Below are 22,900 nucleotides of genomic sequence, written 5' to 3' on the forward strand. Positions count from 1 at the left end.
ACTCTCTGGCGGCGGGTTTATTCCAGGGTTAGAAACGAATGTCCAAAGTGCTTGCGGCCAGGCTCGAGAAGACCAACATCAGCTATGTTCAGGGTGTCATACTGGTCCTGATGGCGGGCGTTTTCTGGTCGTCGATGGGTCTCGGCGTTCGGATGATCGAGCAGGCCAATGTCTGGCAGATCCTGTTTTTCCGTTCGATCGCGCTGTCGATATTCCTGTTTTGTATCATCAGCGTCCGGTCCGGATACAAGCCTTTTGCGGTGATCAGGAAATCCGGGATTGCCGGTATAATCGGTGGCCTCGGATTGGTGTTTGCCTTTGCCGGTGGCATCTACGCGATTCAGACCACGACGGTGGCGAACGCGATGTTCCTGTTTGCATCGGCGCCTTTTCTGGCAGCCGTTCTCGGCTGGATAATACTGCGCGAACAGGTGCGCAAGGCAACCTGGTTCGCTATGATTTTCGCATCCCTCGGTATTGCCGTCATGGTCATCGACGGGATCTCCGCCGGACAGGCGGCCGGCAACCTGACTGCCTTGCTGTCCGCGCTCGGATTCGCCGTGTTCACGATTGCGTTGCGCTGGGGCAAGCTCGAGGACATGCTGCCGGCCGTGTTCCTGGCGGGTATTTTTGCGATGATCACCGCGGCCGTGGTTTGCGAAGTGCAGGGCCACGGTTTTACGGTGCCGCGCAATGATATATTGATCGCGGTGGCGTTGGGCGTTTTCCAGGTGGGCCTCGGCCTGACCGTTTATACCCTCGGATCGCGGGTGGTACCAGCGGCTGAACTCGCGCTATTGTCGATGACTGAAGTGCTGTTGGGCCCGTTCTGGGTGTGGATTTTCCTCGGTGAAACCGCAAGTCTCTATTCGCTCGGAGGCGGCCTGATCCTGATGCTCGCGATCGCCGCTAATGCGCTCAGTGGCCTGCGTCGCAAACCGGTTCCGGTCATCTGATGGCTGCAAATCACTTATTCGATGGCTTGCTGTCCGGTCGCACGATAGATTCACGCAGGTTGCTCGATGTGCCTGGTGAGCGAGACTGGTCCTATGCCGACCTGGTGGAACTCTCCGGCAAACTCGCTCATCTGCTGCTGGAGCAGAACGTCAAACCCGGGGATCGCGTTATGGTGCAGGTTCAGAAATCGCCCGAGGCGATCGCACTTTACCTTGCAACCATTCGCGCCGGAGCGGTATTCCTGCCGCTGAACACTGCTTATACCCGGGCCGAGGTAGGGTACTTTCTGCAAGATGCCGAGCCCGCCGTTTTCGTTTGTGATAGTTCGCGCGAGGCAGACTACGACGAAATCGAGGCCAGGGTGTGGACGCTTGACAGCGACGCTAGTGGCAGCCTGCTGCAGGCCGCCTGGGACATGCCGGCGGCGTTTGATAATGTTGCGCGAGAATCCCAGGATCTCGCCGCGATTCTGTATACCTCCGGGACCACTGGTTTATCCAAGGGTGCGATGTTAAGTCACGATAACCTGCTGTCGAATGCATTGACGTTAGTTGATTACTGGCGTTTTACCGCTGACGACGTTTTGCTGCACGCGCTGCCCATTTTTCACACCCACGGTCTGTTTGTTGCTACCAATGTGATCCTCATTGCCGGGGCGTCGATGATCCTCCTGCCGCGCTTCGATGTCGATCAAATGATCGCGCAGTTGCCTGCAGCGACCACCCTGATGGGGGTACCGACCTTTTATACACGCCTGCTGGCGGATGATCGTTTCGATCGCGACCTGGTCGCGCATATGCGCCTGTTCGTTTCCGGTAGTGCCCCGATGCTTGCCGAAACCCACATCCAGTTCGAGGAACGTACCGGGCATCGAATCCTGGAACGTTACGGCATGACCGAGACCAACATGAATACTTCCAATCCCTACGACGGCGAGCGTCGTGTCGGCAGTGTCGGGTTTCCGTTACCCGGGGTTGAAATCAGGATTAGCGATCCGGAAACAGGCGCCGAGCTGTCCGCTGGTGAAACCGGCATGATCGAAGTGCGTGGGCCGAATGTTTTTCTGGGCTATTGGCGCAAGCCTGAAAAAACTGCGCTGGAATTGCGCAACAACGGATTCTTCATCAGCGGTGACCTCGGCATGATTGATGCCGATGGTTACGTGCATATACTCGGGCGCGAGAAGGACCTGGTCATTTCCGGCGGCTACAACATTTATCCGAAGCAGATCGAAACCGAGATCGACGCGCTCGATGGAGTGCTCGAATCCGCGGTGTTCGGCATTGCGCATCCCGACCTTGGCGAGGCCGTCGCGGCTGCTGTGGTACCGGTTACAGGCACGGAGCTGGACGCCGAGAATTTGATCCAGGCCCTGGAACCAACGCTGGCGCGCTTCAAGTTACCGCGCCAGGTATTCATAGTCGATGAACTGCCACGTAACGCGATGGGCAAGGTGCAGAAGAATATATTGCGAGCCAACTATGGATGAACTGATCAAAAAAAGCGCCTGCAAAATAGTGGAGCTGCTTAAAACTGGAGCAGTCAGTATCGACGATACGCTCGATGCGCTAGAAGCGCACATCGAAAAGGTCGATTCCGAGATCAACGCGCTGCCGACGCTTTGCTTCGAACGCGCCCGGGAAGCTGCCCGGCAGGGTGATCGTAAAGATTCGGTGCTGGCTGGCATCCCGATTGCGATCAAGGATCTGACGGACGTCGCCGGGGTCAGAACAACCTATGGTTCGAAGCTCTACGAAAACCACGTGCCCGAACAATCCGATATCATGGTCGAGCGGATTGAGGCCAACGGCGGCATCATATACGCGAAGTCGAACACACCCGAGTTCGGCACCGGTGGCAACACTTTTAACGATGTATTTGGCGCGACCCTCAATCCCCATGACTTAACGCGCAGCGCGGGCGGCTCATCCGGTGGTGCGGCAGCGGCATTGGCGAGCGGCAGCGCCTGGCTCGCCCAGGGATCTGATCTTGGCGGATCCCTGCGCACGCCGGCCGCCTTTTGCGGTGTTACCAGCTTGCGCCCATCGCCGGGATTAGTTACGACGAATCCTGGCTTGCAGCCGTTCAATGTATACTCACAAAAAGGTCCAATGGCACGCAACATCGCTGATCTCGCGCTTTTCGCCGATGCGTTGGCCGGTCCAAGTTCGGTCGCGGGTTTGTCCAAGCCCCACGTCATTGACGAATTCCGAAGTGCCGCGGGGCGTCCACAGTCGCCGTTAAAAATAGCCTGTAGTGAGGATCTCGGTATTACACAGGTTTCGCCCGAGGTGGTCGCGGTCTTTGATGCTGCCATTGCGATGCTCGAACGGGAACAGGTTGGTATCGAAAACGCGCATCCCGATCTCAGCATGATGGATGCCGCGTTCGATGTGCCGCGCGCGCTGGACTACGCGCAGTCATTTGGCGCCGACCTCGACGACACGCGTGCTATTCTCAAACCCGAAGTCGTCTGGAATATCGAGAAAGGTCTTGGTCTCGGCGCAGACGAGATCCGCCAGTCAATGGATGCGCAGGGACAGATGTTTGCCAACGCGTCGCAATTCATGCTGGATTACGATTTACTGATCTGCCCGGCCACTATCCTGCCCGCCTATCCGGTCGAAGAACGCTACCCCGGGTACTCCGACGGGCTCGAGTACTCAGAGTACTATCGTTGGCTGGCGATCTGCTGGGCAATTACCGCGACTACGCTGCCGGTGATTACGCTGCCCTGCGGCAAAACCGAATCAGGATTGCCCGTCGGTTTGCAGCTGATTGGTAAAGCTCACGGTGAGCTGGAGCTGTTTGCATTTGCAAGCTACCTGGAACAGGTATTCGCCTGGGACCCGCTGCAGGCAATTCCCTGAGCGCGGTATTAAATCGCGGGGCCGAGCTCGAGTTTGCTGCCATCGCTGAAGCGTGCCAGGCGGAAGCGGCTCAGATTATATTCGACCGGATTGTTCTGTATCAGGTTCGCCATTATCTTTCCGGCGCCGGGACCGATTCCAAAACCGTGCCCACTGAAACCGGTTGAAATATAGAGTCCGTCGACCGGATCAGCCCAGTCCAGTACCGGCACCACGTCGGGAAGTGCATCGATCATGCCAGACCATGCCTGTAACAGTTCGACATCCTTGAAAGCAGGAACCCGGTCAGCGAGCCTGGCCTTGATTCGGGCAACCGTGGCTGCACTCGGGATCGGATTCAAAATACGCTGTCGTTTGAAATTGCCGTCGACCTTTAACTCCGGAATTCGTAACCTGAGCTTTCCGAAAGAGGTCTTGATCAGCGGCAGAAAGTCCTTGATGAATTTAACGTGGCTGGCCGAGGGAAAGATTTCCAGGTAATCGGAGGCGGCCACGGTAAAGCCGCCATCGATGCGTCTGCGAAACGTAACCTTGCTGCCCGAAGCGTTGCCGTTAAACTTAAACGGTGCCGCCGCGGTGCGCGCGACGCTGGCCTTGACGGTAAGTTGAGGTAAACGGATGCCGCATTCCTTGAGCAGAAAAGTCGACCAGGCGCCGCCGGCACAGAGCACGGTCGATGTTTTTATTTCGCCATGTTCAGTTAAGACGCCCGTGACTTTCTGATTTCCGATCAGTATTTTTTCGACCGCGCAATTTTCGACGATACTGACACCACGATCGACCAGCGCTTTAGCCATGGCCGGAACCGCCAGCGACGGCTCGGCGCGCCCGTCGTCGGGTGTATAAAGTCCGCTCTGCCAGCGCTCGGGGCAGTCTGGCATGAGCGTCTCGAGCTGCTTGCGGTTGACGTAACTGGTGTCAAGCCCATAGGCCGGCGCGAACGACATGAAACGTTCATGGCGTGCGAGTTCCTGATCATTTTCACAAAGGTAGAGACTGCCCTGTTGCTGGTAACCAATATCGGTATCGAGCTCGTCGGCGATCTCCTGCCACAGGCGCATGCTTTCCATGACAATCGGTAGCTCGGACTGGTCACGCCCCTGTTGTCGGATCCAGCCCCAGTTACGGCTCGATTGCTCGCCGGCGACGACCCCTTTTTCGCAAACCACGACCTGCAGGCCGGCCTTGTTAAGAAACCAGGCCGCCGAAATTCCGGCGATACCGGCGCCGACGACGACAACATCGGTTGAATCGGGTATTTGCGGAGTTTCAGGATTCATCAGCTGCGGTTATTTTTACGAAGTGACACGAATTTTGCCGAATGATACGATGATTCGATCATAGCTGCGTGAAAATTCTGAACCGACCCGAGGATAAAAAGCGTTGTGGAAATCATACCTCAATCGAGCACTATCGGCGCCGAAGTTTGCGGCCTTGATTTATCGGCCGGGCTGAACGGCCAGCTGTTCGAACAGGTCAACCAGGCATTTCTCGATCACCAGGTAATTTTCTTTCGCGACCAGGACCTGACGCCGCAGCAATACAATGATTTTGCGTTGCGCTTCGGAGTGCTCAAGGACTATATGTTTGCCGACGGTATCGACGGCTATCCGTATATTACCGAAATTGTCAAAACCGAGACCGAAACCGAGAGTTTCGGCAGTTTCTGGCATTCGGATTCAGCTTATATCGAGTTACCGCCAAAAATTACCATGCTGTATGCGAGACAGATACCACCACGCGGAGGAGACACGCTGTTTGCCGATATGTATGCTGCATACGACGACTTATCGCCCGGATTAAAAGCAACACTGGCCAGGTTAAGTGCTGTCAACTCCGCCAGTGTCGTACCCCGTGACGAGGATATTTACGAGGCGGTGAAAAGCAAGAATAGTGACCAGCGGGATCAGTTTGCAATTCACCCGGTGATACGCAGCCATGACGAAACCGGCAAAAAGGCGCTTTACGTAAACAGTATTCATACCCTCCGGTTCGATGGCATGACCCGGGAAGAAAGCCTGCCGCTGTTGCATTACCTTTACCAGCAGGTCACACGGCCGGAGTATAGCTTTCGCTTGCGCTGGCAAGAGAATACGCTGGCGATGTGGGACAATCGCTGTACTCAGCATTACGCGCTGAACGATTATCACGGCTATCGCCGGGTCATGCATCGCATCATCGTCGAGGGTGAGCGCCCGCAATAGAAAGGTTACCCCTGCCACGATCGGGGTCGTGATTGACTTCGACGGTGCCAGGATCAGGGCCTTAAGCGGTGACTGTACAGATGCCGGTAGTGGGGCAAATAATCCCGGTAAAGTGCCTGAAGATTTTGCGGCAATTCGTCGATCTCGATTGATTTGCGCCGCTGGGCCTTGAGTCCGTCAGAATTTTTCAGGGTTTCATGCCAGATACTATCGTCGCCGTCATACCATAGAACTTCATTGCGGCTTCCGGGCTCCCAGTAAAGAGCCTCGGCGATAAACGGAATCCCGATTGCCTTGCAGTATTTCTCGACCATCGATGCAGGGTCTTCCAGCAAGTCGTCGCTGTCGATTACGACCGGCGGCTTGTCATCCCGATTACAGAGTATATCGAATAGCTGAAGCTGTTCATCGAAGCCGATTTCGTTACGGGTAAATCCCTCTTGGTTACCCGACCTGGTCCAGCTGCGGTGTAGCGATGCGAGCACCTTGGCCGGATCACGTATCAAAAAGCTGTGCTCGAAGCAGCTTAAGAATTCATCGCTCCAGAGATGGTCGGTAAACTGCGGCATGTCCTTGGAAAACACCGGATGTTCGTGTGCGGCTGCCTGCATCTTTTTCAGCACGGTATCGAAATTGAGCCCAGGTTTACGCGGACTGGCGGCTGTCAGTCTCGGTGCGCGCGCATCGTCTCCCTGGTACCAGGCTTCACCAAAGGGTTCGTGGAAGCAGGCCATGTCGCCGCGCATGCGCATCATCCATTCGAACGCGGTCGAGGTCGAGCGTGGCGTCGCCCAGAGGATATAAATCGGGTTCATTTAACCTGCTGCAGTGAGACCTGGCGCCAACCTACACCGCCAGCAAGCAGTAGGTAGATCAACGCCAGGCTGATCGGCAGGCCATGCGGTCCGAAGCCAAGCATTGCCCAGCCCCCCGAAACCGAACCGATCAATGCACCGAATCCCCAAACCAGTGCAAACGAGGCGGATCCATTGACGAGGTCGATACCGCTGAAGCGATTACCCAGTGCCGCCAGCGACACGGTGTAAACGCCGTAGCCGGTGGTACCCATCAGGACCAGCAGCGGCCATTTCAGTAACGAATCAATAGTGGCGGGCAGCAACACCAGGCTGATTGCCGTGATCAGGGCGCAACCGGCCATGACAAAGCGATGCGGAAAGCGGTCGCACAACCAGCCGATCGGGAACTGCAGCAACACATTACCGAGAATTAACGCGGTCAGGATATTGGCCGAGGTGGCAAGGTCGAGGCCGTTCTGAATGCCGTACACCGGAAACAGCGACAGGGAAGCGGCATCAAATACCGCAAACGTCCCGACCGCGGCCAGCAGCATGGGTGCTCTCGGTGCGAAGCCGAGAATACCCGAGGCATGGGTTTCTTCGGGTTCGGCGTGGTAATCTTCACGGATAAAAATAAACGGGATGACACCAACCGCGACGACTGCTGCGCCGAGGATGAATGGGGTCCAGCCCTCGATGCCGATGAAACTGATGAGTAACGGTCCGGCACCGAAACTGCCCGATAACACGCTGGCATAAATGGCCACAACCTTGCCGCGATTCTGATCGCTTGCCGAGCCAACAATCCAGGCCTCGCTCAATACGAATAGCGTTGAAATGCTCATGCCCTGCAACAGTCGAATTAAAAACCACGCGGCCAGCGTGTCGAAGACCTTGTAGGAAAGAATCAACAGCGCGGTGACAATTGCGGCAGTAATCGCGACCTTGCGAGCGCCCAGGTGTTTTGCCGCGACCGGAATCATCGACGAAAACAGCAGGATTCCGATCGGCATCATGGCTGAATTGATGCCAATCATATCGCTCCCGATACCGCGTGATTCGAGAATCAAAGACAGCAGCGGGTAGGTCATACCAAACGCAAAACCAAACACGGTAATGGCCGCACAGGCAGCCACCAGGTTTCGGGTATTGGCAGATCGGGGTGTATTCATGCGCGGATGTTAACCCAGTACCAGTCCAAAGGCATGCTGCATTTGGATCACAAAAAACGTTCCCTTGGCGGTGATTCCATCCTAATATTAGAAGCGGATTAATGTGAATGAATACAATGTCTGAAGAAGCGATAGTCGACCTGCGCAGCGATACCGTAACCCGGCCCAGCGCAGGCATGTACCAGGCGATCCTGGATGCGGCCGTTGGCGATGATGTTTACGGTGAAGACGAGACCGTGAACCGGCTCGAAGCGACTGCGGCACAAATGCTGGGAAAAGAGGCAGGTCTGTTTTTAAGCAGTGCGACCCAGGCTAACCTGGCAGCAATGCTCGCACATAACGCCAGGGGCGAGGAAATCCTGCTCGGTGATCAATACCATGTTTATGTTGCCGAGGCTGGTGGTACCTCTGCGCTCGGCGGTATCGTCCTGCATCCACTGTTGACGGATGAGTCCGGTGGGCTCTCCCTGCAGCAGGTACTCGACGCGATAAAGGATGACGATCCGCATAATCCGATTACGCGCACCCTCGCGCTCGAGAACACCGTGTCGGGACAGGTTCAGGATCCCGCGCACCATCGCCAGCTTGCCGAAGCGGTGCGCGCGCAGGGCCTGAAAGTACACCTCGACGGCGCGCGGCTTATGAATGCCGCAGTTGCGTTGGAAATGCCCACGGCCGATATCGTTGAGCCTTTCGATAGCGTCATGCTGTGCCTGTCGAAGGGCCTTGGTGCGCCGGTCGGAGCGATGCTTTGTGGGCCCGCCGCGTTTATCAAAACGGCGCGTCGCCTGCGTAAACAGCTGGGTGGCGGCATGCGTCAGGCCGGCGTGCTGGCTGCCTGCGGTTTATATGCGCTAGAGCACAACATTGCCCGACTTGCCGACGACCACGACTCGGCCCGGCAACTCGCCGAGGGAATTGCCGGCATGGGGACGCTGCCGGTCAGGCACCATACCAACATGGTATTTATCGAACCCGAGGCTAAAGATATCGAGCCTTTACGACAACACCTCGAGGCACAGCGAATCCTGATCGGTGAGCAGAAACCACCTATCCGCCTGGTCACGCATCTTGACATCGACAGCGGTGGCATCGATCGGGCGATCACGGCCATCCATTCTTTTTACGGGTAGCAAAATGAGCGCAAATCCTGTCGACAAGCTGGTGTTTGATGATAACTGGAGCGATCTAAGCGCTTTTCGCGAAATGCCGCAGATCAATCTTGAGCGCATGGCACGCTACCGGATGGGTCGGCTCAAACAGCAGCTCGAACTGCATGATGCGGCCATGTGTATCCTGGTGAATCCGATCAGTCTGCGCTACGCGGTCGACTATCGCAGTTACATGCTGTTCCAGTCACACATACCGACCGTTTACCTGTTTATACCCCAGGATGGTCCGACGGTATTTTACGGTTGCTATTACGATGTGCCGCAGGTCGATGATTTTCGACCCGGCCGACCACATGCTTTCTTCGACGGTGGCACTAATATCGACGAAGCCGCTCGAGGTCTCGCCGAGGATGTTGTCGCCTATCTCGATGAAATCGGCAGCGCCAATCGACGCGTCGCAATCGAATACGTGAATCCGTCGGTAACCCAGGCGCTGGAGGCCCGTGGAATCGAAGTGATCGACGGGGTTCGTATCGCCGAAACGGCGCGCCTGATCAAGTCTGAAGACGAGATTGCCTGCATGCGCTGGGCCATCGCGGTTGCCGAGCATGGCGCCGCAATGGTCAAGAAAGCGCTGCGGCCCGGGGTTACCGAACTGCAGCTCTGGGGTTTGCTCAACTACACTAATGTCGCGAATAACGGGGACTGGCACGAGGGGCGCATGCTCTCCTCTGGGCCCCGTATAAATCCGTGGCTGCAAGAGGCCAGCGAACGCAGGATAGAATCGGGTGACCTGGTTGGTTTCGACACCGACATGATTGGTCCCTTTGGTTACTTCGTGGATTTATCACGAACCTTTCATTGCGGACCGGACAAACCCACGCGGCGCCAGAAAGAAATCTACCGCATGGCGGTTGATGAAGTCGAACATAACTTAACGCTGATCTACCCCGGCATGACCCTGAAGGAAATGCAGCAACGGGCCTATCCGGTACCCGAGGAATGCCAGCAGAACGCCTACCCCTGCATCATGCATGCGGTCGGGATGTGCGACGAGTATCCGCAGGCCAAGCACCTGTTTCGCCAGAAGAATCCGTATGACTGCGCGCTCGAGACGGGTATGGTCGTCTGTGTCGAAAGTTACATGGGTCCCGAGGGCGAGCGCGACGGTGTCAAGATCGAGCAGCAGGTGCTGATCACCGAAGATGGATACGAGCCGCTCACCACGTACCCGTGGGAACAAGCGCTGCTCGATTGAGCTTTAATATTGACAAGAATACGGGGACCAATATGACAGATTTCAACCTCGATGATTACATACAGCAGTTGCGCGCCGCCGCGCGGGAATCGGAACCGGGGCGGAAAGTGCGGCAATTGATGAACGAGGCATTTCAGAATCCGCAGGCGATCGGCAGTGCGATGCCCGAGTTCGAAAACGACGATGAAGTCCTGTTTGAAGACGACAGCGTGTCGATCTGGTTTGTGCGCTTCATGCCGGGCCTGCACGTGCCACCGCACGATCATCAGACAACCGCAACCATCGGGGTTTACGAAGGGGCTGAAGATAATCACTTTTACCTGCGCGAGGACGGACGCCTGGTACATAAATCCACGAAACGCGTCGGCCCCGGCGATGTCATCGCGCTGAAACCGGATGGCATTCACTCGGTAGAGGCGGCCAACGGTAAGCAAAGTTGCGCAATACACGTCTACCTGGCCGCATTGACCACGATAGAGCGTTCACTGTTCGGCTGGGAGACGGGCGAGGCGACGCCGTTTACCGACGAAAACTACGATCGCATGAAGCGATTGACCGCTTAGAATTCTCTGGTTTGTGGGCAATTGCCCACAAACCATAATTTTGGAATTAATGGGCAAAAAACTTGCCATGGTTATGGTTCGGGCGTAGGGTATTGCGCGAACGCAGTTGCGTGGATTGGGCTATGGCGAGCGCCATTGAATCATTGTTAAGCGAAATCGAGGCTTACTGCCGAGGCGCCGGCATCGCCGAGTCGACCTTCGGTCGTCAGGCGGTCAACGATGGCAAGTTATGTGCTCGACTTCGCTCCGGTAAAAACGTAACGCTCGAAACCATGCAGCGAATCCACGACTACATCAATCTGTCTGTCTCACAAACCGGCATCGCTTCGAGTGTGCCTGAGACCGGTAGCAATGGGCGTAAACAAGAGGGGAACGAAGCCATGAAACACGTTACCGATGATCGACCGTTTCGATTTTACGATAATCGCCAGAAGTACCTGGCTTTCGTGAATACCTGCAACGAGAAGTGGAAAGTTGCCGAACGTGCCACGCAGGAGCTCACCCATATTCGACCCTCACCTCCGGCCTTGCGTCTGTTCGATGCCGGTGTCGGCGACAGCACCGTACTGAGCCATTTAATGCGCGCGATGCATCGGCGTTTCCCCACCATTCCGTTTTTCATCGTTGGCAAGGAAGTCAGCCTCGAAGACGTGCGCCTGACCCTGGAAAAGCTGCCCGATCGATTTATCGAGCACCCGGCAAGCGTCATCGTCGTCACCAATCTCTACTACGCCGAGGCTCCGTGGCTGATGCCCAATGATGTTGCCAAGGCGGCGGCGCTTAACTGGATCGAAATGCCGCTGCAAGGCGACTCCGCTCATGAGTTCGGCGAACAGTTACGCGGCATCGATAAGGAACTGGTCGACGGTTGGCAGGTCAAGGCGAATGAGAAATCCGGTAATCCGATGTATGTGCGGCCCTCGGTACTGGTCATGTTCCGCGAGGATCACCGCTTCCTGCTTGATGACGTCATTCCCCGGCGCGGCCAGGCGGCTGGCGGCGATTATGACCTGGTGCTGGCATCGCAGCCGTGGCGGGCGCGGATGAGCGCAGATTTCAAGGTCAGGCATGTACTTTCGCCGCTGGCTAAGAGCCTGAGGCCCGGGGGCAGGTTGTTAACCGCGCAATCCTATGGCAATGATCCCGGCCTCGAGCTGGTGCGCAAGATCTGGCCTGACGAAGATCCTTTTACAGTCGGTCGCCACGAGCTGATTAAAACGCTCAAGGAATACCTGGGCCGCGCTGCACAAAACTATAACTTCAATGCCGGGTCCGATACCAAATCAATTATTCGCTATCATATGCACACCCTGCCCACGGAGATTAGTGAAGCGATTGGCACTTCGACCCTGTTTGCGGCCTGGAACGCGGCTATCTATGTCGGGCAGATCGAAGACGAACGCCTCGAGCCGGTGGTATCTTCCGGTGAGTATCTCGACGCAACTGCCGAGGTATTGCACAAGCACAATGGTATCTGGTTTAACGATGAAACGTTTGTGGTCTCGAGAAAACGCGATACCTGACCGGTTGCTACGGTTTGCTTTTGCAGCGTTATTGCTGACAATTGGATCGATTATGGATGTTAATGCGAAACAGTCAGCAAACAGCAAACGTGTGCCTGCCGAGTGGGAGCCGCAGGAAGCCGTCTGGCTGCAGTGGCCAAGCGAATTTGAACGCGTGTTCCAGCCTGCATTTGCGCAGATGACCGCCATTATCAGTCGCTACCAGAAACTGAATATCCTGTTCGATTCGATGTCGGATCATAAACAGGCCAGGCAGGCAATCGAAGCTGCGGGTGTCGATCCGGATCATGCCAACATCATCTGGCATCAAATCCCCAATAATAGCGCCTGGATGCGAGACAACGGCCCGGTCTATATCGTTGATGACGGCGCAATGCGTATTCAAAACTGGGAATTCAATGCCTGGGGCGGGGCCTTTGGCAGCCATATACCCTTCGACCAGGATAACCGGGTGCCTTCGCTGCTCGGAGAGAAACTTGATATGCCGGTTGATGTTATCGATATCGTGCACGAACGCGGTAACCTGGAATTCAACGGTGTCGATGCCGTCATCCTGAACTGGAGCACCCTCGGCGATCCCGATCGCAATCCGGGATACACGCGCGAACAAGCCGATCGCGACCTTAAGGATCACTTCGGGGTATCCCGCGTGGTCATGGTAGAAGGCATCCCGGCCGGGGATCTGACCCGTGGACATATCGACGGTTTTGCGCGCTTTATCGATGCCGAAACCGTGGTGGTATCGCGTTGTACTGCCGACTCTCTTTGTCAACCTGGTGATGGTGCCGACGGCAGCGTCTACGATAGTGCCGCGGCAACGATCGCAGCAGCGGGCTTTAAGGTAATTCGCGATCCGATCCTCGGGCAGGTCAGGTACCGGGATAAAATTTTCGATACCAATTATCTTAACTGGCTGGTCGGCAATGGCTTCGTTATCGCGGTCGGTTTTGGTGACGACACGACCGACACCGCCGCAAAACAGCGCATCGAAAGTTACTTTCCCGGTCGCGATGTCTATATCGTTGAAATGCTGGAATCCTGGTATGACGGTGGCGGAGTGCACTGTCATACCAATGATCAACCTGCGATGTAGGAATTTTTCTTGGGGATTAGAAAACACTGCGGGCTGGTCTTTATGATGGCCGCCTGCTGCATTAGCGTCAACGCCGAACACAAGGCCGATGCGCCCTTGTTCCTGGCATGTGTTGTCATCCGGACTGGACGAAAGCAGACTCAGTAGTCGCCAGGGATTTGCAAGACATTACCCGATTGCCGAGAGCTATATCGCTGAGCCGGCAGTGAAAATGAATGAGCCAGATTTTGAAACCCGGATTGCCCGCTAGTATTCGAAATTACTGGTGGTATCGGAAACCTTGGCATTACCCTTATGGTTTACCGTACTTGAACTCGAGATATCCGACAGGTAGAAATCAACCTGGATAGACTCGAAGTCGGACAGGGTAACCGGTTTGGTTACCTTGCCTTCGATAGCCTCATCGAACTCGGCCGCGACTAGCCAGTGGTCGAAGTATTCCTCCCCGATCACCGCGCCGCCGGCATCCAGAAATTTAACGCGGGCATTGAACCGGGCTGAATGCGAGCTGTTACCATTCGAGAACATAACGTCGATGGTGCCTTTGCCCCTCTGGTCAGTGGTAAGCGTCATGTATCCGTAAGTCTTTTCGACCGGTGCATCGCCGTTATTATTCATTCTGGCGTCGGCGGTAAACTCGAATGGGTGACCGACTGCAAGCGCCGGCTGTGATCCCAGCAATGACAATAGAATCGTCAGTATTACAATGATAGGTCCGATTTTTTTGTTCATTTCGCTCTCCTCGCACAGGGTGTCTCTAAAGGTCTTGGTGCAGTTATACGAAGTCGCTGTGAAAAATCGGTGAAAAAGTGGAAAATTTTCTGCAACGTCTGCGGATCCGGCCCGATTCGTTGTAATTTGCACTCGAAAATGCTTGACCGCGTATTGAATAAACATGCTGTGCTAGGATGTCTGCGTGATGATCAAAGCGCTCCAATCCAATCGTGTATTACAGGGATTTATCATGTGGTTGATCCTGGTGTGGATTATCACCGCGATCAAACCGCTTTACCCGAGCGACTGGTTGCTTGAAAACCTGCTGGTGTTTATCTGGAGTGCCATACTTGTCGTTAGCTATCGCTGGTTCAAATTTTCCAATTTATCCTATGGCCTGTTTACCGTATTTTTAAGCCTGCATCTGGTAGGTGCGCACTACACCTATGCCGAGACTCCGTTTGGATTCTGGTTGCAGGACCTGTTTGATCTGGAACGCAACCACTACGACCGCATCGTCCATTTTTCATTCGGGCTGCTGCTTGCCTACCCGATGCGAGAAATACTTTTACGTCGATCAGGCGTCGGCAGTGGGTGGGCTTATTTTCTTGCAATAAACTGTATCCTGGCGTTCAGCGCTGTCTATGAAGTGCTGGAAGTCATTGCGGCGATGATCGTCAGCCCCGAACTGGGTAATGCTTACCTCGGCACGCAGGGCGACGAATGGGACGCCCAAAAGGACGCTTTTCTGGCGCTGCTGGGTTCGATTATTGCGATGGGGGTGACGTGGGCGCTTGTCCGAAAAAGGGCGGGGACAAGCTAGTCGGCCTTGCACCAGTGCTTTATCGCTTGGCAGGATAAGCGAGCAACACCGGTAAATTGGCTTCCCTCGCTATCGTATCGGCGATGTTCCTGAAGAAAAAACGGGTTACACCGACGCGGGCAAGGGTCGACATGGCCACGAGATTTATTTTCTTCTCACTGATCTCGCGCAAAATGGTCTCGACCGGGTCCTTGCCAAAACCTACCACCAGCGAAAACTCATAGCCTGCTTCCTTGAGGCGGTGGGTTACGGGGATTAATTCGGCCTCGACGTGGGCTCGGATGCTGTCTTCCTGCTGGGTTGCATAAATCGGGTGGAGCGCGGGGGTGATATTTTCCTCGCCGGGCAAAGGCAGGTACCCGGCCGACAGGTCGGGTTCACCGAGACCGACGTTACTGGGCGGGTTCGTGACATAAAACAGAATCAGGTCGTTTTCCTGCGCCGGAATGAATTTTTCCACGTGCGGTAATATTTGCTGGCTCAGTTCCGACTGGTTCAGCGGTATCAAGACTCTATTTTTAGGCATACCTGAATCCTCCTCGAGGTCATTTAGTATAAACCCTGCACAATGGGTACGCTAACTCTTATCGGAACGCCAGCTTCAATAGATGACTCCCGTTTCATATTGCCTGGTAATGCTATTTCCTGCGTTCGAGGGTGAGCAGGCGGCCATCGATACCGTCTGCGGTGAGGTAATCAATTGTTTTAATACCCAGCAGCCGCGCATCGGGATAGTCCTGATCGAAACCATCCAGCTTTGATTCCCAGTCGACTTCTCTCCAGGCTTTACCGTTGACGGTCACGATGGCAATCCCGCCCGGCTTGAGGCTGCGGGTAATATTGACGAGATGCTCGGCCGACGGCACGCTGAAGGCGAAGACTCCTACAGAGATGGCGGCATCGTAAGGTTCGTCGGTTTCCACGGGCAGGGTAAGGTCGTGTTGCTCAAGCGACCGGTAAGCGTCGGTGGCGCGGGCCTCGTCCAGCATTTTTGCCGAGTAATCGTTGCCATGGATATTGGTATAACCAGACTGCTTGAGGCGGCGTCCCACCAGGCCGGTGCCACAGCCCGCATCGAGAATGCGTGCCTGCCGGTCGGTAACTAAGGATACGAATACCCGGCAGGCTTCGGCGTCCGCCACGTAACCCAGGTCATTAACCAGGTCATGATCGTAGCTCGATGCCCAGTCGTCGAACAGCGCCTGCTTGTCGCCGGGGTTATCGTAGACTTTTTTAAGTCGCGAATCGATTTTATTTGAAGGGGGCAGGTTGATTCCTCAACGAGTTTCGACCGTGGCTCGAAATATATCAACTTTTGCTTTTATTATCACATCGCGGAGTGTGCAAAAAAGAACCCCGCACTTTTGCAAGTAGCGGGGTTAGTCATTAAGCAGTTGCCAGTTCCAAATCGATTTTTGGGAAGCGTGGAAGCTGACAACGGATAAAGCCTAACGATTTGATTATTGAAACAATGTGATGCAGTCGACACTAAATCAAGATTTACGCTTTCGATTTCGGCGCGTTTATGGTTACCTTGGGCTAATTCTTACATGGGTTCTGGCATGCAATCAGTACATCGGTCAAAAGCGAAACCGCAGGATGTACCGGAGTTTCGGATTGTCGAGAATGTTATAGGTCCGGATGCTGTGCGCGCCTATAAAGAAGATGGCGTGGTGTGTTTGCGCAACGCGATCTCGAATGACTGGCTTGATGTTATCGAGCTTGGTATTCAGCAGGCTTTACAGGGTGCGAGTACCAATCTCGATGTCGTCAGAAAAAAGGGCGACCAGGGCCAGTTCTCGGTCAGCTCGCAGGCCTGGCAGAACGTAGAGCCATTCGAACGTTTCATTTTTGACAGCCCCGTCGCGGACCTGGCCTGGCCGTTCCTCGAATCGCGCTACCTGTGCCTGTACTATGATTTCCTGCTGATCAAGGAGGCCCACAGCGAGAATGCGGCGACACCCTGGCACCAGGATCACGCCTATTACCCAGCGCGGGGTCGCAAGGTGATTAACAGCTGGATAGCGCTCGATCCGATTCCCCGATCGACGGCACTGCGCTTTTATCGCGGCTCACATCAAGCGGGAGTTTTGTATCGGGCCGTGAATTTCGAGAACCAGGATCACGATTACCGGCACGTTCGCAAGGATCGCCCCGAGGTACCGGATATCGATAATGACAAGGGGATTGAGATTCTGAACACGGCGATGGAGCCGGGCGACATGCTGATCTGGAATTCGTATACTCTCCACTGCGCACCCGGTAACAATCTTGATCGCAGGCGTGCTGCCTTTTCGGTGAACTGGCTCGGCGATGACGTTACCTACGATGAAATGCCCGCGCTCGAAACCTACCTGGATGCGGAACTGGTTAGCGGCGATCGGTTGATCAGCCGGAAATTCCCACTGGTCAGGGGATCGGTCGAAGCATAGACACCGCCGGTCTAATACATAACAGGTATGCCGTCCCCTGAAATGCCCGACGGCTGCCGGTTTCTGTCCGATCGACAATGTCGCCGCTATCTCAATCCTCTACTCAAGGATCCGGTCTCAGCACGGCACCGCATTTATGGCAGTGCCTGGGTATTCCAAGCCGCAATTGCCAACCCAGGTTGGCGCGGCATTTTGGGCAGCGTTTTGCAAATTGAAGTAGCAACAGCACGATAGCCCCGCCGAATATGGTGCCGATCAGGCTGTCTCGAGTGCGCTCGCTAATCTCGACGAATTCAATGATTCCGATGGCAACCAGGGTAAATAGCCAGAAGGCGACAAACAACCCGATTGTCGCATGGTGGTGCTGTCGTAATTTTTCTATCTCCCTGGCAGACATTCACAGACCTCGTTAATAATTTTACTCAATCTTGTAGTGTTCGGTAGCAACCCTAATAGACCGATTCGGCTATGCGGATGAGGGTGTCGGCTGGCAGTCGGTCACTGGCAATTAACAGCAACAGCTCCGCATCGTGCCACACGATCACGGCAGGACTGCGTGGATCGATATCATCTGCTTCGGGTTGCGGTCCGAGCTCATACCTGCGTGCTTCGTGGCCGGCAATTTTCGTCTTCACCGGTAGCTTTCCGTAGGGTACCTCCAGCGCCAGGCGCCTGGCTACGTCCTCGCCTTTGAGGACCTGGGTCAACACAAAGCCCTCGTAGTGCGCCTCCAGGCTTCTTTCGCTGGCGGGCAGCTCCCGGTGCTTGTGATCCCGGACGAAGATAGCGATAGACCGCAGCGTGTAACCGTCAGTTCGGGAAGGTTTGAAAGGTTTGAAAGTAACCATGGCCTCGGCTTCTGCCCAGGAGAGCGCTGTCTCAAAGTGTGGGTTTTGTTTCATCGGTACCTGATTTTATTTGCGACTTGGCGCTGACTTTCACCATTCGTCCCGGTAACAAAAACGTGCAGGCTAAAGCTTATTTTGGCGAACGGCAACGAACTTCTGTTTTGTCTACTATACTGAAAAGCAACGTAAAAGTGAGAGAGCTCAGGAATGAAACTGAAAAGCCTAATGACGTTTGCCCTGGTGTTAAGCCTGTGTTCCGGCTCAGCATTTGCCGCCAACGCGAAACATAAGAACAAGGATAAGCAGCTTCCGCAGGGATTGCAGATGAAGCTGGATCGAGGCGGTTCGCTGCCACCGGGTTGGCAACGAAAACTGGTCAGAGGGGAAATCCTGGCGGAACCCATTTATAGCCACAGCGAGATCGTCATTCCGGTCGATTCGGAAGGGCTGCTCACGGTGCGCGTGGAAGGGAAGTTGATCCGCCTGATTCAGGCGACCCGGGAGATCATCGATATTGTCGATCTATTGAACCGGTAGTCACTGTCTCAAATAAAACCAAAGCTCATTCTTACAGCGCCAGTTCAACTGAATTTTGATATATCGTAACGAATGGTGTACTGATTTCCGCATCAGCAACCATGATTTGTCGACAGCGATCGGGCACCACTACCGCCAATCGGTCTATGAATCGAGGTTAAAATTTCCGCTTACCCAGTTGTGCGTATGTAAGGACTTTTTTTGCAGCAGCTACGTGTAGACGGCCCTGGAAACGAGCGGCCGAATAAGCAGTCAAAAGTTTCCACTGGTTTGGGGGAAGTCCAATGTCCACTAAGCTGACAGCAAAAATCCAATCTTTGGAAGTTGTTCTCATTATTCAATAGGCTAAGCACCTATATGCTATAAATAGCTTTTGATTTTTAGAATTTCTCGAATGAGATTAATAGCAATATGAAAAATTTAATGAATAGAATTAACCTGCCTATCCGCAGGCTCCTCGTAGTCAGTTCGATGGTGCTCCTTGTTTCCTGTGGCGGAAGCAGTGGCGGTGGGGGTGGAGACGATGGTTTTCCCACGCCCACACTACCGGGTGATGCGGCAAGATTTGACGCCACCAATGCGAATAGCACCGCCGTTACAACCATGGCTTTTGTGGATACCTTTTCTCTGGTCACACAGCTGAAAACAGAAGAGGCCCCCTCGATACCCCAGGTTATCAATCGGGTAATCAATCAGTTTGTTAAAAGGAATCGAAATTCAGAGGCAGCTCGTACCGAGGACATCAGTGCGGGTTTATGCGTTACCGGTACCGCCATCGCAGTATTTGACGAAACCGCAAATAGCGCAGCGGGTACGATCACTTTTACCAACTGCGATGTTGGCAGCGGGATAGTGATCAACGGTAGCATTCCTTATGATACCAGCTGGAACGACGTCACTTTAGACTACAGTTTTCTTTTTGGTGGTACGCTCAGTTTCCAAATTGGTAGTGACACTATTTTCATCGTAATGAACCTGAGTGAATCCGGAAATTTCGGCAGCGGGGACTTTTCCAGTAGCATTAGCTTTTCATTGTCCGGCATTCCCGGCGGTGGATTCCTGGTTACGACGACACAGCCCTTGGTAGGTAATGCCTTGTCTCTAACCGTTGACAGTGGTCAGCTAATTGTTGAGGGCGCTGACAATACCCGGCTACGCATCACGGTGACCGGTATCAACGCAGCAAATGTAGACCTGGATAACGGCAGTGGCACTTTTGTGTTCGACAGCACAATTTCCTTTTAACCCTGTCTGCCCAGGTTGGTGGCAATCAAAAAAGGCACGAACACGCTTCGTGCCTTTTTTATGGTGTGGTCATTTCAGGTAATGGGACAAAAAGGGGTCCGGCCCCTTTTATCCCAAAATCGGGGATATCTGGCGATTCGGCAGTTCGCTACTTGTCAAAAGGTATACTATCTTGGGAAGTTCACTCAGCAATAGTAAAAAGGGGCATACAAAGGGATTGGTGCTGCGTCATTGTCCGACAATCCTTACGTTATTAGAATGACCGAGAAGTAAGATTCCGAGTTGTCCATGAGTAAATCATTGTTCCTGGAAGACCTGGTGGTAGATTTTTCGGGAAGTGGCCGAACCGAAGCGATTGCGGAAGTCCATCGTAAGCTGGACGTCGAAAGGGCCGCGCTGTTGCGCAACACCGGCATGACCAGGCTTAGCGAAATGGCGACCTGGGCAGAACTGCTGGACTTACAACCAATGGATTACACCGGCGGTACCGGCCATCGTAAACCGATGGGGGCCGGGGTATTGTCAGTCGGTATCGAGCCACACTACACCAACATCGAGCCGCACTGTGAAATGTCCTTCTGGACCTACTATCCGCGCTACATACTGTTTGGTTGTGTCGAGATCCCTTCTACTGGTGGGGAAACCGTAATCGCCGATAACCGGCGGGTGACTGAAGAAGTTTGGGTGATGAAAACCGGACAAAGAATATTCGAAAAGGGAATTCGCTATATCAGGAACTTTGCAGACGCCAACAGTCCGGCTTGTATACCCAGCACCAAGAGCTGGCAGGAAGCCTTTGAAATCTCCGACTGGGGCGAGCTGGAGGATTTCTGCGAGGATAAAGACTGGCAACTGTTGCGGCGCGAGGATGGCTCGGTGCAGGTATCCTATAGCGAGGTCGGCTTCGAGTATGATCCCAGGACCGGAACCAACCTGCTGTTTACGTCGATGGCACGGCTGGGACGGGCCTTCGACAACTGGCCACCGTACAACAGCCTGCCCAATGACCAGCGACCTTATCATGTCACCTATGCCGACGGTTCCGAGTTTTCCAGCGAAGACCTGGACACGCTGGACCGGATATTCGCCCGGCATTCGATCCCGATTCCATGGCAACCTGGCGATATCGCGGTACTCGATAATATTACCTGGCCCCATGCCCGCCCGCCGTACCAGCTGCAGCGCGGAGAGCAAAGACGGATTGGCGTTTTGGTCAGCGAACCGATTCAACGCCAGCGAATTGTAATGCCTTCAGATAATTAACGGGATTGCCGAAGACCCGGGATATCGTGGTGAAGTTAGCGGACAACATCACTCCCGTTAGTCAGATTTGTGCGGGTTCCAGCTGCGGCCTGGCCAGCAGCATATCGGCGGCGCGCTCGGCCATCATGATAACCGCGGCGTTCGGATTGCCGCTGAGCTGGCCTGGGAAGGCCGAGGCATCGACTACAAGCAGGCCCTCTACTCCGCGAACACGATATTCCGCATCGAGTACCGCTTGCGCATCATCATCGGCGCCGATGCGGCAGGTCGATACCGGGTGATGCCCGGTGGTGATGTGCCGGCGTAAACCGGCCGCCATCGCCGATCTGGATTTTACCTGCGGGCCCAACGCGATTTCATTACCGACGATCTTACTGATGGCGGGCTGTGACGTCAGCTCGCGGATATGTTCAGCCCCGTCGATCAGGGTCTCGACGTCTTTCTGCTGGCTGAAATACCCTGGATCGATTAACGGAGGTTCGGCTGGATTAGTCGAGGCAAGACGGATACTGCCCCGGCTTTCGGGTCGCAGCAGGTTGATATCAAACTGTAGGCCCGGGGTCGCCGTTTTGCCGCGTGCCAGGATGGCGCGGCCCGGTTTGAGAATATTTTGCAGGCTCCAGCCCGCACCCCCGGCACCCTCCCTGACAACCATCGGGGTACAGTAGACCTCGAGGTCGGGTAATTCGCCGCCATCGAAGGCATGAAACAGCGCGGTGCTCCAGAATGGGCCGGTCGCGGGACCGGTTTTACCGAACCAGTACTGCATCGCCAGCGAGATGGCGCGATCGAGGCGCTGGTAGCGGGCAAAGCTCAGGCTGCTGTCGTTGATTTCGAAGGTGAGCGGCATATTGGGATGATCCTGCAGCGCTTCACCGACGCCGCTTAGATCAACGATTGGCTCGATACCGTGTCGCCGCAGGTGATCGGCGGGTCCGACGCCGGACAGCATCAAAAGTTTCGGTGACTCGAATGCGCCGAGGCAGGAAACGATTTCTCGCTCGGCGTTTATCGTTTGTGGTCCGGCGTTACCTTCGATCAGCAGCCCGCTCGCCCGATTACCCGAGAATTCGACGCGCAACACGCGGGTACCGGTGAGAATGGTCAAATTGGCGGGTCGTTGCTGCAGGTAGGTGGCGGAGGTCGACTGTCGCTGGCCGTTGAAGACCGTGGCATCGAAGCGGCCCACGCCAATCTGTGATGCGCCATTGAAATCATGATTGAGCGGGGCACCTGCCTGTTGCGCCGCTTCGACAAACATCTGGCTGACGGGACAGTAATTTTCGGCCGGTGAAATTTTCAAGGGTCCGGTTTGACCATGGAATTCTGAATTGCGGTGCGGAGCGGTTTCAGATTTCTTGAAATACGGCAACACGTCGGCGTATCTCCAGCCGGGGATTCCCAGGTCATGCCAGCGATCGAAGTCGAGGCGGTTACCGCGCACGTAGATCAATCCGTTCATCAACGACGTGCCACCGAGACCCTTACC

Annotated in this window: 23 protein-coding genes; 14 read left to right on the forward strand and 9 right to left on the reverse strand. The window is 54.8% G+C overall.

Annotation, left to right across the window (positions count from 1 at the left end; all coding sequences use genetic code 11):
- Positions 1-38 precede the first annotated feature (38 nt).
- The 3 genes from OES20_14470 to OES20_14480 are packed head-to-tail and all read left to right on the forward strand — an operon-like array spanning position 39 to position 3,827.
- Positions 39-956: a DMT family transporter gene (locus OES20_14470; protein ID MDH3635902.1), complete on the forward strand. Its 918-nt coding sequence runs from the start codon at positions 39-41 to the stop codon at positions 954-956.
- Complete coding sequence (locus tag OES20_14475; protein ID MDH3635903.1) at positions 956-2,446, forward strand: malonyl-CoA synthase; 1,491 nt, start codon at positions 956-958, stop codon at positions 2,444-2,446. Before OES20_14470 ends, OES20_14475 begins: the two co-directional genes overlap by 1 nt.
- Entirely contained in the window at positions 2,439-3,827 is a 1,389-nt protein-coding gene (locus tag OES20_14480) for an amidase family protein (protein ID MDH3635904.1), read from the forward strand. The genes OES20_14475 and OES20_14480 overlap by 8 nt, the downstream gene beginning before the upstream one ends.
- Before the next feature lie 8 nt (positions 3,828-3,835).
- On the opposite strand, the gene OES20_14485 is transcribed toward OES20_14480, so the two are convergent.
- Positions 3,836-5,107, reverse strand: coding sequence for an FAD-binding oxidoreductase (locus OES20_14485; GenBank protein ID MDH3635905.1), 1,272 nt, complete (start codon positions 5,105-5,107; stop codon positions 3,836-3,838).
- Positions 5,108-5,212: 105 nt separating this feature from the next.
- Between OES20_14485 and OES20_14490 the strand changes: the two genes are divergently transcribed.
- A complete protein-coding gene (locus OES20_14490; protein MDH3635906.1) occupies positions 5,213-6,031 on the forward strand; it encodes a TauD/TfdA family dioxygenase in 819 nt (272 codons plus the stop codon).
- Between the two features lie 53 nt (positions 6,032-6,084).
- On the opposite strand, the gene OES20_14495 is transcribed toward OES20_14490, so the two are convergent.
- Complete coding sequence (locus OES20_14495) at positions 6,085-6,846, reverse strand: sulfotransferase family protein (GenBank protein ID MDH3635907.1); 762 nt, start codon at positions 6,844-6,846, stop codon at positions 6,085-6,087.
- The gene (locus OES20_14500) at positions 6,843-8,000 is read right to left on the reverse strand and encodes an MFS transporter (GenBank protein ID MDH3635908.1); all 1,158 of its coding nucleotides are present in this window, start codon (positions 7,998-8,000) and stop codon (positions 6,843-6,845) included. Before OES20_14500 ends, OES20_14495 begins: the two co-directional genes overlap by 4 nt.
- Positions 8,001-8,107: 107 nt before the next feature.
- On the opposite strand from OES20_14500, the gene ltaE reads away from it, so the two are divergent.
- From ltaE to OES20_14525, 5 genes are all read left to right on the forward strand, one after another.
- On the forward strand, positions 8,108-9,133 hold the full coding sequence (gene ltaE, locus OES20_14505) for a low-specificity L-threonine aldolase (protein ID MDH3635909.1): 1,026 nt from the start codon (positions 8,108-8,110) through the stop codon (positions 9,131-9,133).
- A gap of 4 nt (positions 9,134-9,137) precedes the next feature.
- Positions 9,138-10,370: a Xaa-Pro peptidase family protein gene (locus tag OES20_14510; protein ID MDH3635910.1), complete on the forward strand. Its 1,233-nt coding sequence runs from the start codon at positions 9,138-9,140 to the stop codon at positions 10,368-10,370.
- 32 nt (positions 10,371-10,402) lie between these two features.
- Positions 10,403-10,933 (forward strand): hypothetical protein, encoded by a 531-nt coding sequence (locus OES20_14515; GenBank protein MDH3635911.1) that lies wholly within the window; start codon positions 10,403-10,405, stop codon positions 10,931-10,933.
- 122 nt (positions 10,934-11,055) lie between these two features.
- The gene (locus OES20_14520; GenBank protein ID MDH3635912.1) at positions 11,056-12,456 is read left to right on the forward strand and encodes a hypothetical protein; all 1,401 of its coding nucleotides are present in this window, start codon (positions 11,056-11,058) and stop codon (positions 12,454-12,456) included.
- Between the two features lie 52 nt (positions 12,457-12,508).
- Positions 12,509-13,549, forward strand: coding sequence for an agmatine deiminase family protein (locus OES20_14525; GenBank protein MDH3635913.1), 1,041 nt, complete (start codon positions 12,509-12,511; stop codon positions 13,547-13,549).
- Positions 13,550-13,795: 246 nt separating this feature from the next.
- Here the strand turns inward: OES20_14525 and OES20_14530 are convergent, their stop codons facing one another.
- Positions 13,796-14,281 (reverse strand): hypothetical protein, encoded by a 486-nt coding sequence (locus OES20_14530; GenBank protein MDH3635914.1) that lies wholly within the window; start codon positions 14,279-14,281, stop codon positions 13,796-13,798.
- Positions 14,282-14,468: 187 nt separating this feature from the next.
- On the opposite strand from OES20_14530, the gene OES20_14535 reads away from it, so the two are divergent.
- Complete coding sequence (locus tag OES20_14535) at positions 14,469-15,086, forward strand: DUF2238 domain-containing protein (GenBank protein MDH3635915.1); 618 nt, start codon at positions 14,469-14,471, stop codon at positions 15,084-15,086.
- A gap of 19 nt (positions 15,087-15,105) precedes the next feature.
- On the opposite strand, the gene OES20_14540 is transcribed toward OES20_14535, so the two are convergent.
- Complete coding sequence (locus OES20_14540; GenBank protein MDH3635916.1) at positions 15,106-15,612, reverse strand: universal stress protein; 507 nt, start codon at positions 15,610-15,612, stop codon at positions 15,106-15,108.
- A 112-nt stretch (positions 15,613-15,724) separates the two neighbouring features.
- Positions 15,725-16,228: a class I SAM-dependent methyltransferase gene (locus tag OES20_14545; protein ID MDH3635917.1), complete on the reverse strand. Its 504-nt coding sequence runs from the start codon at positions 16,226-16,228 to the stop codon at positions 15,725-15,727.
- A gap of 420 nt (positions 16,229-16,648) precedes the next feature.
- Between OES20_14545 and OES20_14550 the strand changes: the two genes are divergently transcribed.
- Complete coding sequence (locus OES20_14550) at positions 16,649-17,518, forward strand: phytanoyl-CoA dioxygenase family protein (GenBank protein ID MDH3635918.1); 870 nt, start codon at positions 16,649-16,651, stop codon at positions 17,516-17,518.
- A gap of 103 nt (positions 17,519-17,621) precedes the next feature.
- On the opposite strand, the gene OES20_14555 is transcribed toward OES20_14550, so the two are convergent.
- Both OES20_14555 and OES20_14560 read right to left on the reverse strand, forming a co-directional pair.
- On the reverse strand, positions 17,622-17,915 hold the full coding sequence (locus OES20_14555; GenBank protein ID MDH3635919.1) for a hypothetical protein: 294 nt from the start codon (positions 17,913-17,915) through the stop codon (positions 17,622-17,624).
- Positions 17,916-17,967: 52 nt separating this feature from the next.
- Positions 17,968-18,420: a hypothetical protein gene (locus OES20_14560; GenBank protein ID MDH3635920.1), complete on the reverse strand. Its 453-nt coding sequence runs from the start codon at positions 18,418-18,420 to the stop codon at positions 17,968-17,970.
- Positions 18,421-18,573: 153 nt separating this feature from the next.
- On the opposite strand from OES20_14560, the gene OES20_14565 reads away from it, so the two are divergent.
- The 3 genes from OES20_14565 to OES20_14575 all read left to right on the forward strand — a co-directional run bounded on the left by OES20_14565 (position 18,574) and on the right by OES20_14575 (position 21,411).
- Positions 18,574-18,903 (forward strand): hypothetical protein, encoded by a 330-nt coding sequence (locus OES20_14565; protein ID MDH3635921.1) that lies wholly within the window; start codon positions 18,574-18,576, stop codon positions 18,901-18,903.
- 423 nt (positions 18,904-19,326) lie between these two features.
- Positions 19,327-20,148 (forward strand): hypothetical protein, encoded by an 822-nt coding sequence (locus tag OES20_14570; GenBank protein MDH3635922.1) that lies wholly within the window; start codon positions 19,327-19,329, stop codon positions 20,146-20,148.
- Positions 20,149-20,436: 288 nt separating this feature from the next.
- Positions 20,437-21,411 (forward strand): TauD/TfdA family dioxygenase, encoded by a 975-nt coding sequence (locus OES20_14575; protein ID MDH3635923.1) that lies wholly within the window; start codon positions 20,437-20,439, stop codon positions 21,409-21,411.
- 61 nt (positions 21,412-21,472) lie between these two features.
- Here OES20_14575 and OES20_14580 read toward each other — a convergent pair.
- Positions 21,473-22,900: GMC family oxidoreductase N-terminal domain-containing protein (locus OES20_14580; GenBank protein ID MDH3635924.1), on the reverse strand; the 1,428-nt coding region annotated here is incomplete at its 5' end.

This window comes from Gammaproteobacteria bacterium (assembly GCA_029862005.1).
In the GTDB taxonomy this organism is placed as follows: Bacteria; Pseudomonadota; Gammaproteobacteria.

What these genes read in the sequence shown, in the direction of transcription:
- OES20_14470 (MDH3635902.1), top strand. Translation starts at nt 39, where the DNA reads ATGTCCAAAGTGCTTGCGGCCAGGCTCGAGAAGACCAACATCAGCTAT.
- OES20_14475 (MDH3635903.1), top strand. Translation starts at nt 956, where the DNA reads ATGGCTGCAAATCACTTATTCGATGGCTTGCTGTCCGGTCGCACGATA.
- OES20_14480 (MDH3635904.1), top strand. Translation starts at nt 2,439, where the DNA reads ATGGATGAACTGATCAAAAAAAGCGCCTGCAAAATAGTGGAGCTGCTT.
- OES20_14485 (MDH3635905.1), bottom strand. Translation starts at nt 5,107, where the DNA reads ATGAATCCTGAAACTCCGCAAATACCCGATTCAACCGATGTTGTCGTC.
- OES20_14495 (MDH3635907.1), bottom strand. Translation starts at nt 6,846, where the DNA reads ATGAACCCGATTTATATCCTCTGGGCGACGCCACGCTCGACCTCGACC.
- OES20_14500 (MDH3635908.1), bottom strand. Translation starts at nt 8,000, where the DNA reads ATGAATACACCCCGATCTGCCAATACCCGAAACCTGGTGGCTGCCTGT.
- ltaE (MDH3635909.1), top strand. Translation starts at nt 8,108, where the DNA reads ATGAATACAATGTCTGAAGAAGCGATAGTCGACCTGCGCAGCGATACC.
- OES20_14510 (MDH3635910.1), top strand. Translation starts at nt 9,138, where the DNA reads ATGAGCGCAAATCCTGTCGACAAGCTGGTGTTTGATGATAACTGGAGC.
- OES20_14515 (MDH3635911.1), top strand. Translation starts at nt 10,403, where the DNA reads ATGACAGATTTCAACCTCGATGATTACATACAGCAGTTGCGCGCCGCC.
- OES20_14520 (MDH3635912.1), top strand. Translation starts at nt 11,056, where the DNA reads ATGGCGAGCGCCATTGAATCATTGTTAAGCGAAATCGAGGCTTACTGC.
- OES20_14525 (MDH3635913.1), top strand. Translation starts at nt 12,509, where the DNA reads ATGGATGTTAATGCGAAACAGTCAGCAAACAGCAAACGTGTGCCTGCC.
- OES20_14530 (MDH3635914.1), bottom strand. Translation starts at nt 14,281, where the DNA reads ATGAACAAAAAAATCGGACCTATCATTGTAATACTGACGATTCTATTG.
- OES20_14535 (MDH3635915.1), top strand. Translation starts at nt 14,469, where the DNA reads ATGATCAAAGCGCTCCAATCCAATCGTGTATTACAGGGATTTATCATG.
- OES20_14540 (MDH3635916.1), bottom strand. Translation starts at nt 15,612, where the DNA reads ATGCCTAAAAATAGAGTCTTGATACCGCTGAACCAGTCGGAACTGAGC.
- OES20_14550 (MDH3635918.1), top strand. Translation starts at nt 16,649, where the DNA reads ATGCAATCAGTACATCGGTCAAAAGCGAAACCGCAGGATGTACCGGAG.
- OES20_14555 (MDH3635919.1), bottom strand. Translation starts at nt 17,915, where the DNA reads ATGTCTGCCAGGGAGATAGAAAAATTACGACAGCACCACCATGCGACA.
- OES20_14560 (MDH3635920.1), bottom strand. Translation starts at nt 18,420, where the DNA reads ATGAAACAAAACCCACACTTTGAGACAGCGCTCTCCTGGGCAGAAGCC.
- OES20_14565 (MDH3635921.1), top strand. Translation starts at nt 18,574, where the DNA reads ATGAAACTGAAAAGCCTAATGACGTTTGCCCTGGTGTTAAGCCTGTGT.
- OES20_14570 (MDH3635922.1), top strand. Translation starts at nt 19,327, where the DNA reads ATGAATAGAATTAACCTGCCTATCCGCAGGCTCCTCGTAGTCAGTTCG.
- OES20_14575 (MDH3635923.1), top strand. Translation starts at nt 20,437, where the DNA reads ATGAGTAAATCATTGTTCCTGGAAGACCTGGTGGTAGATTTTTCGGGA.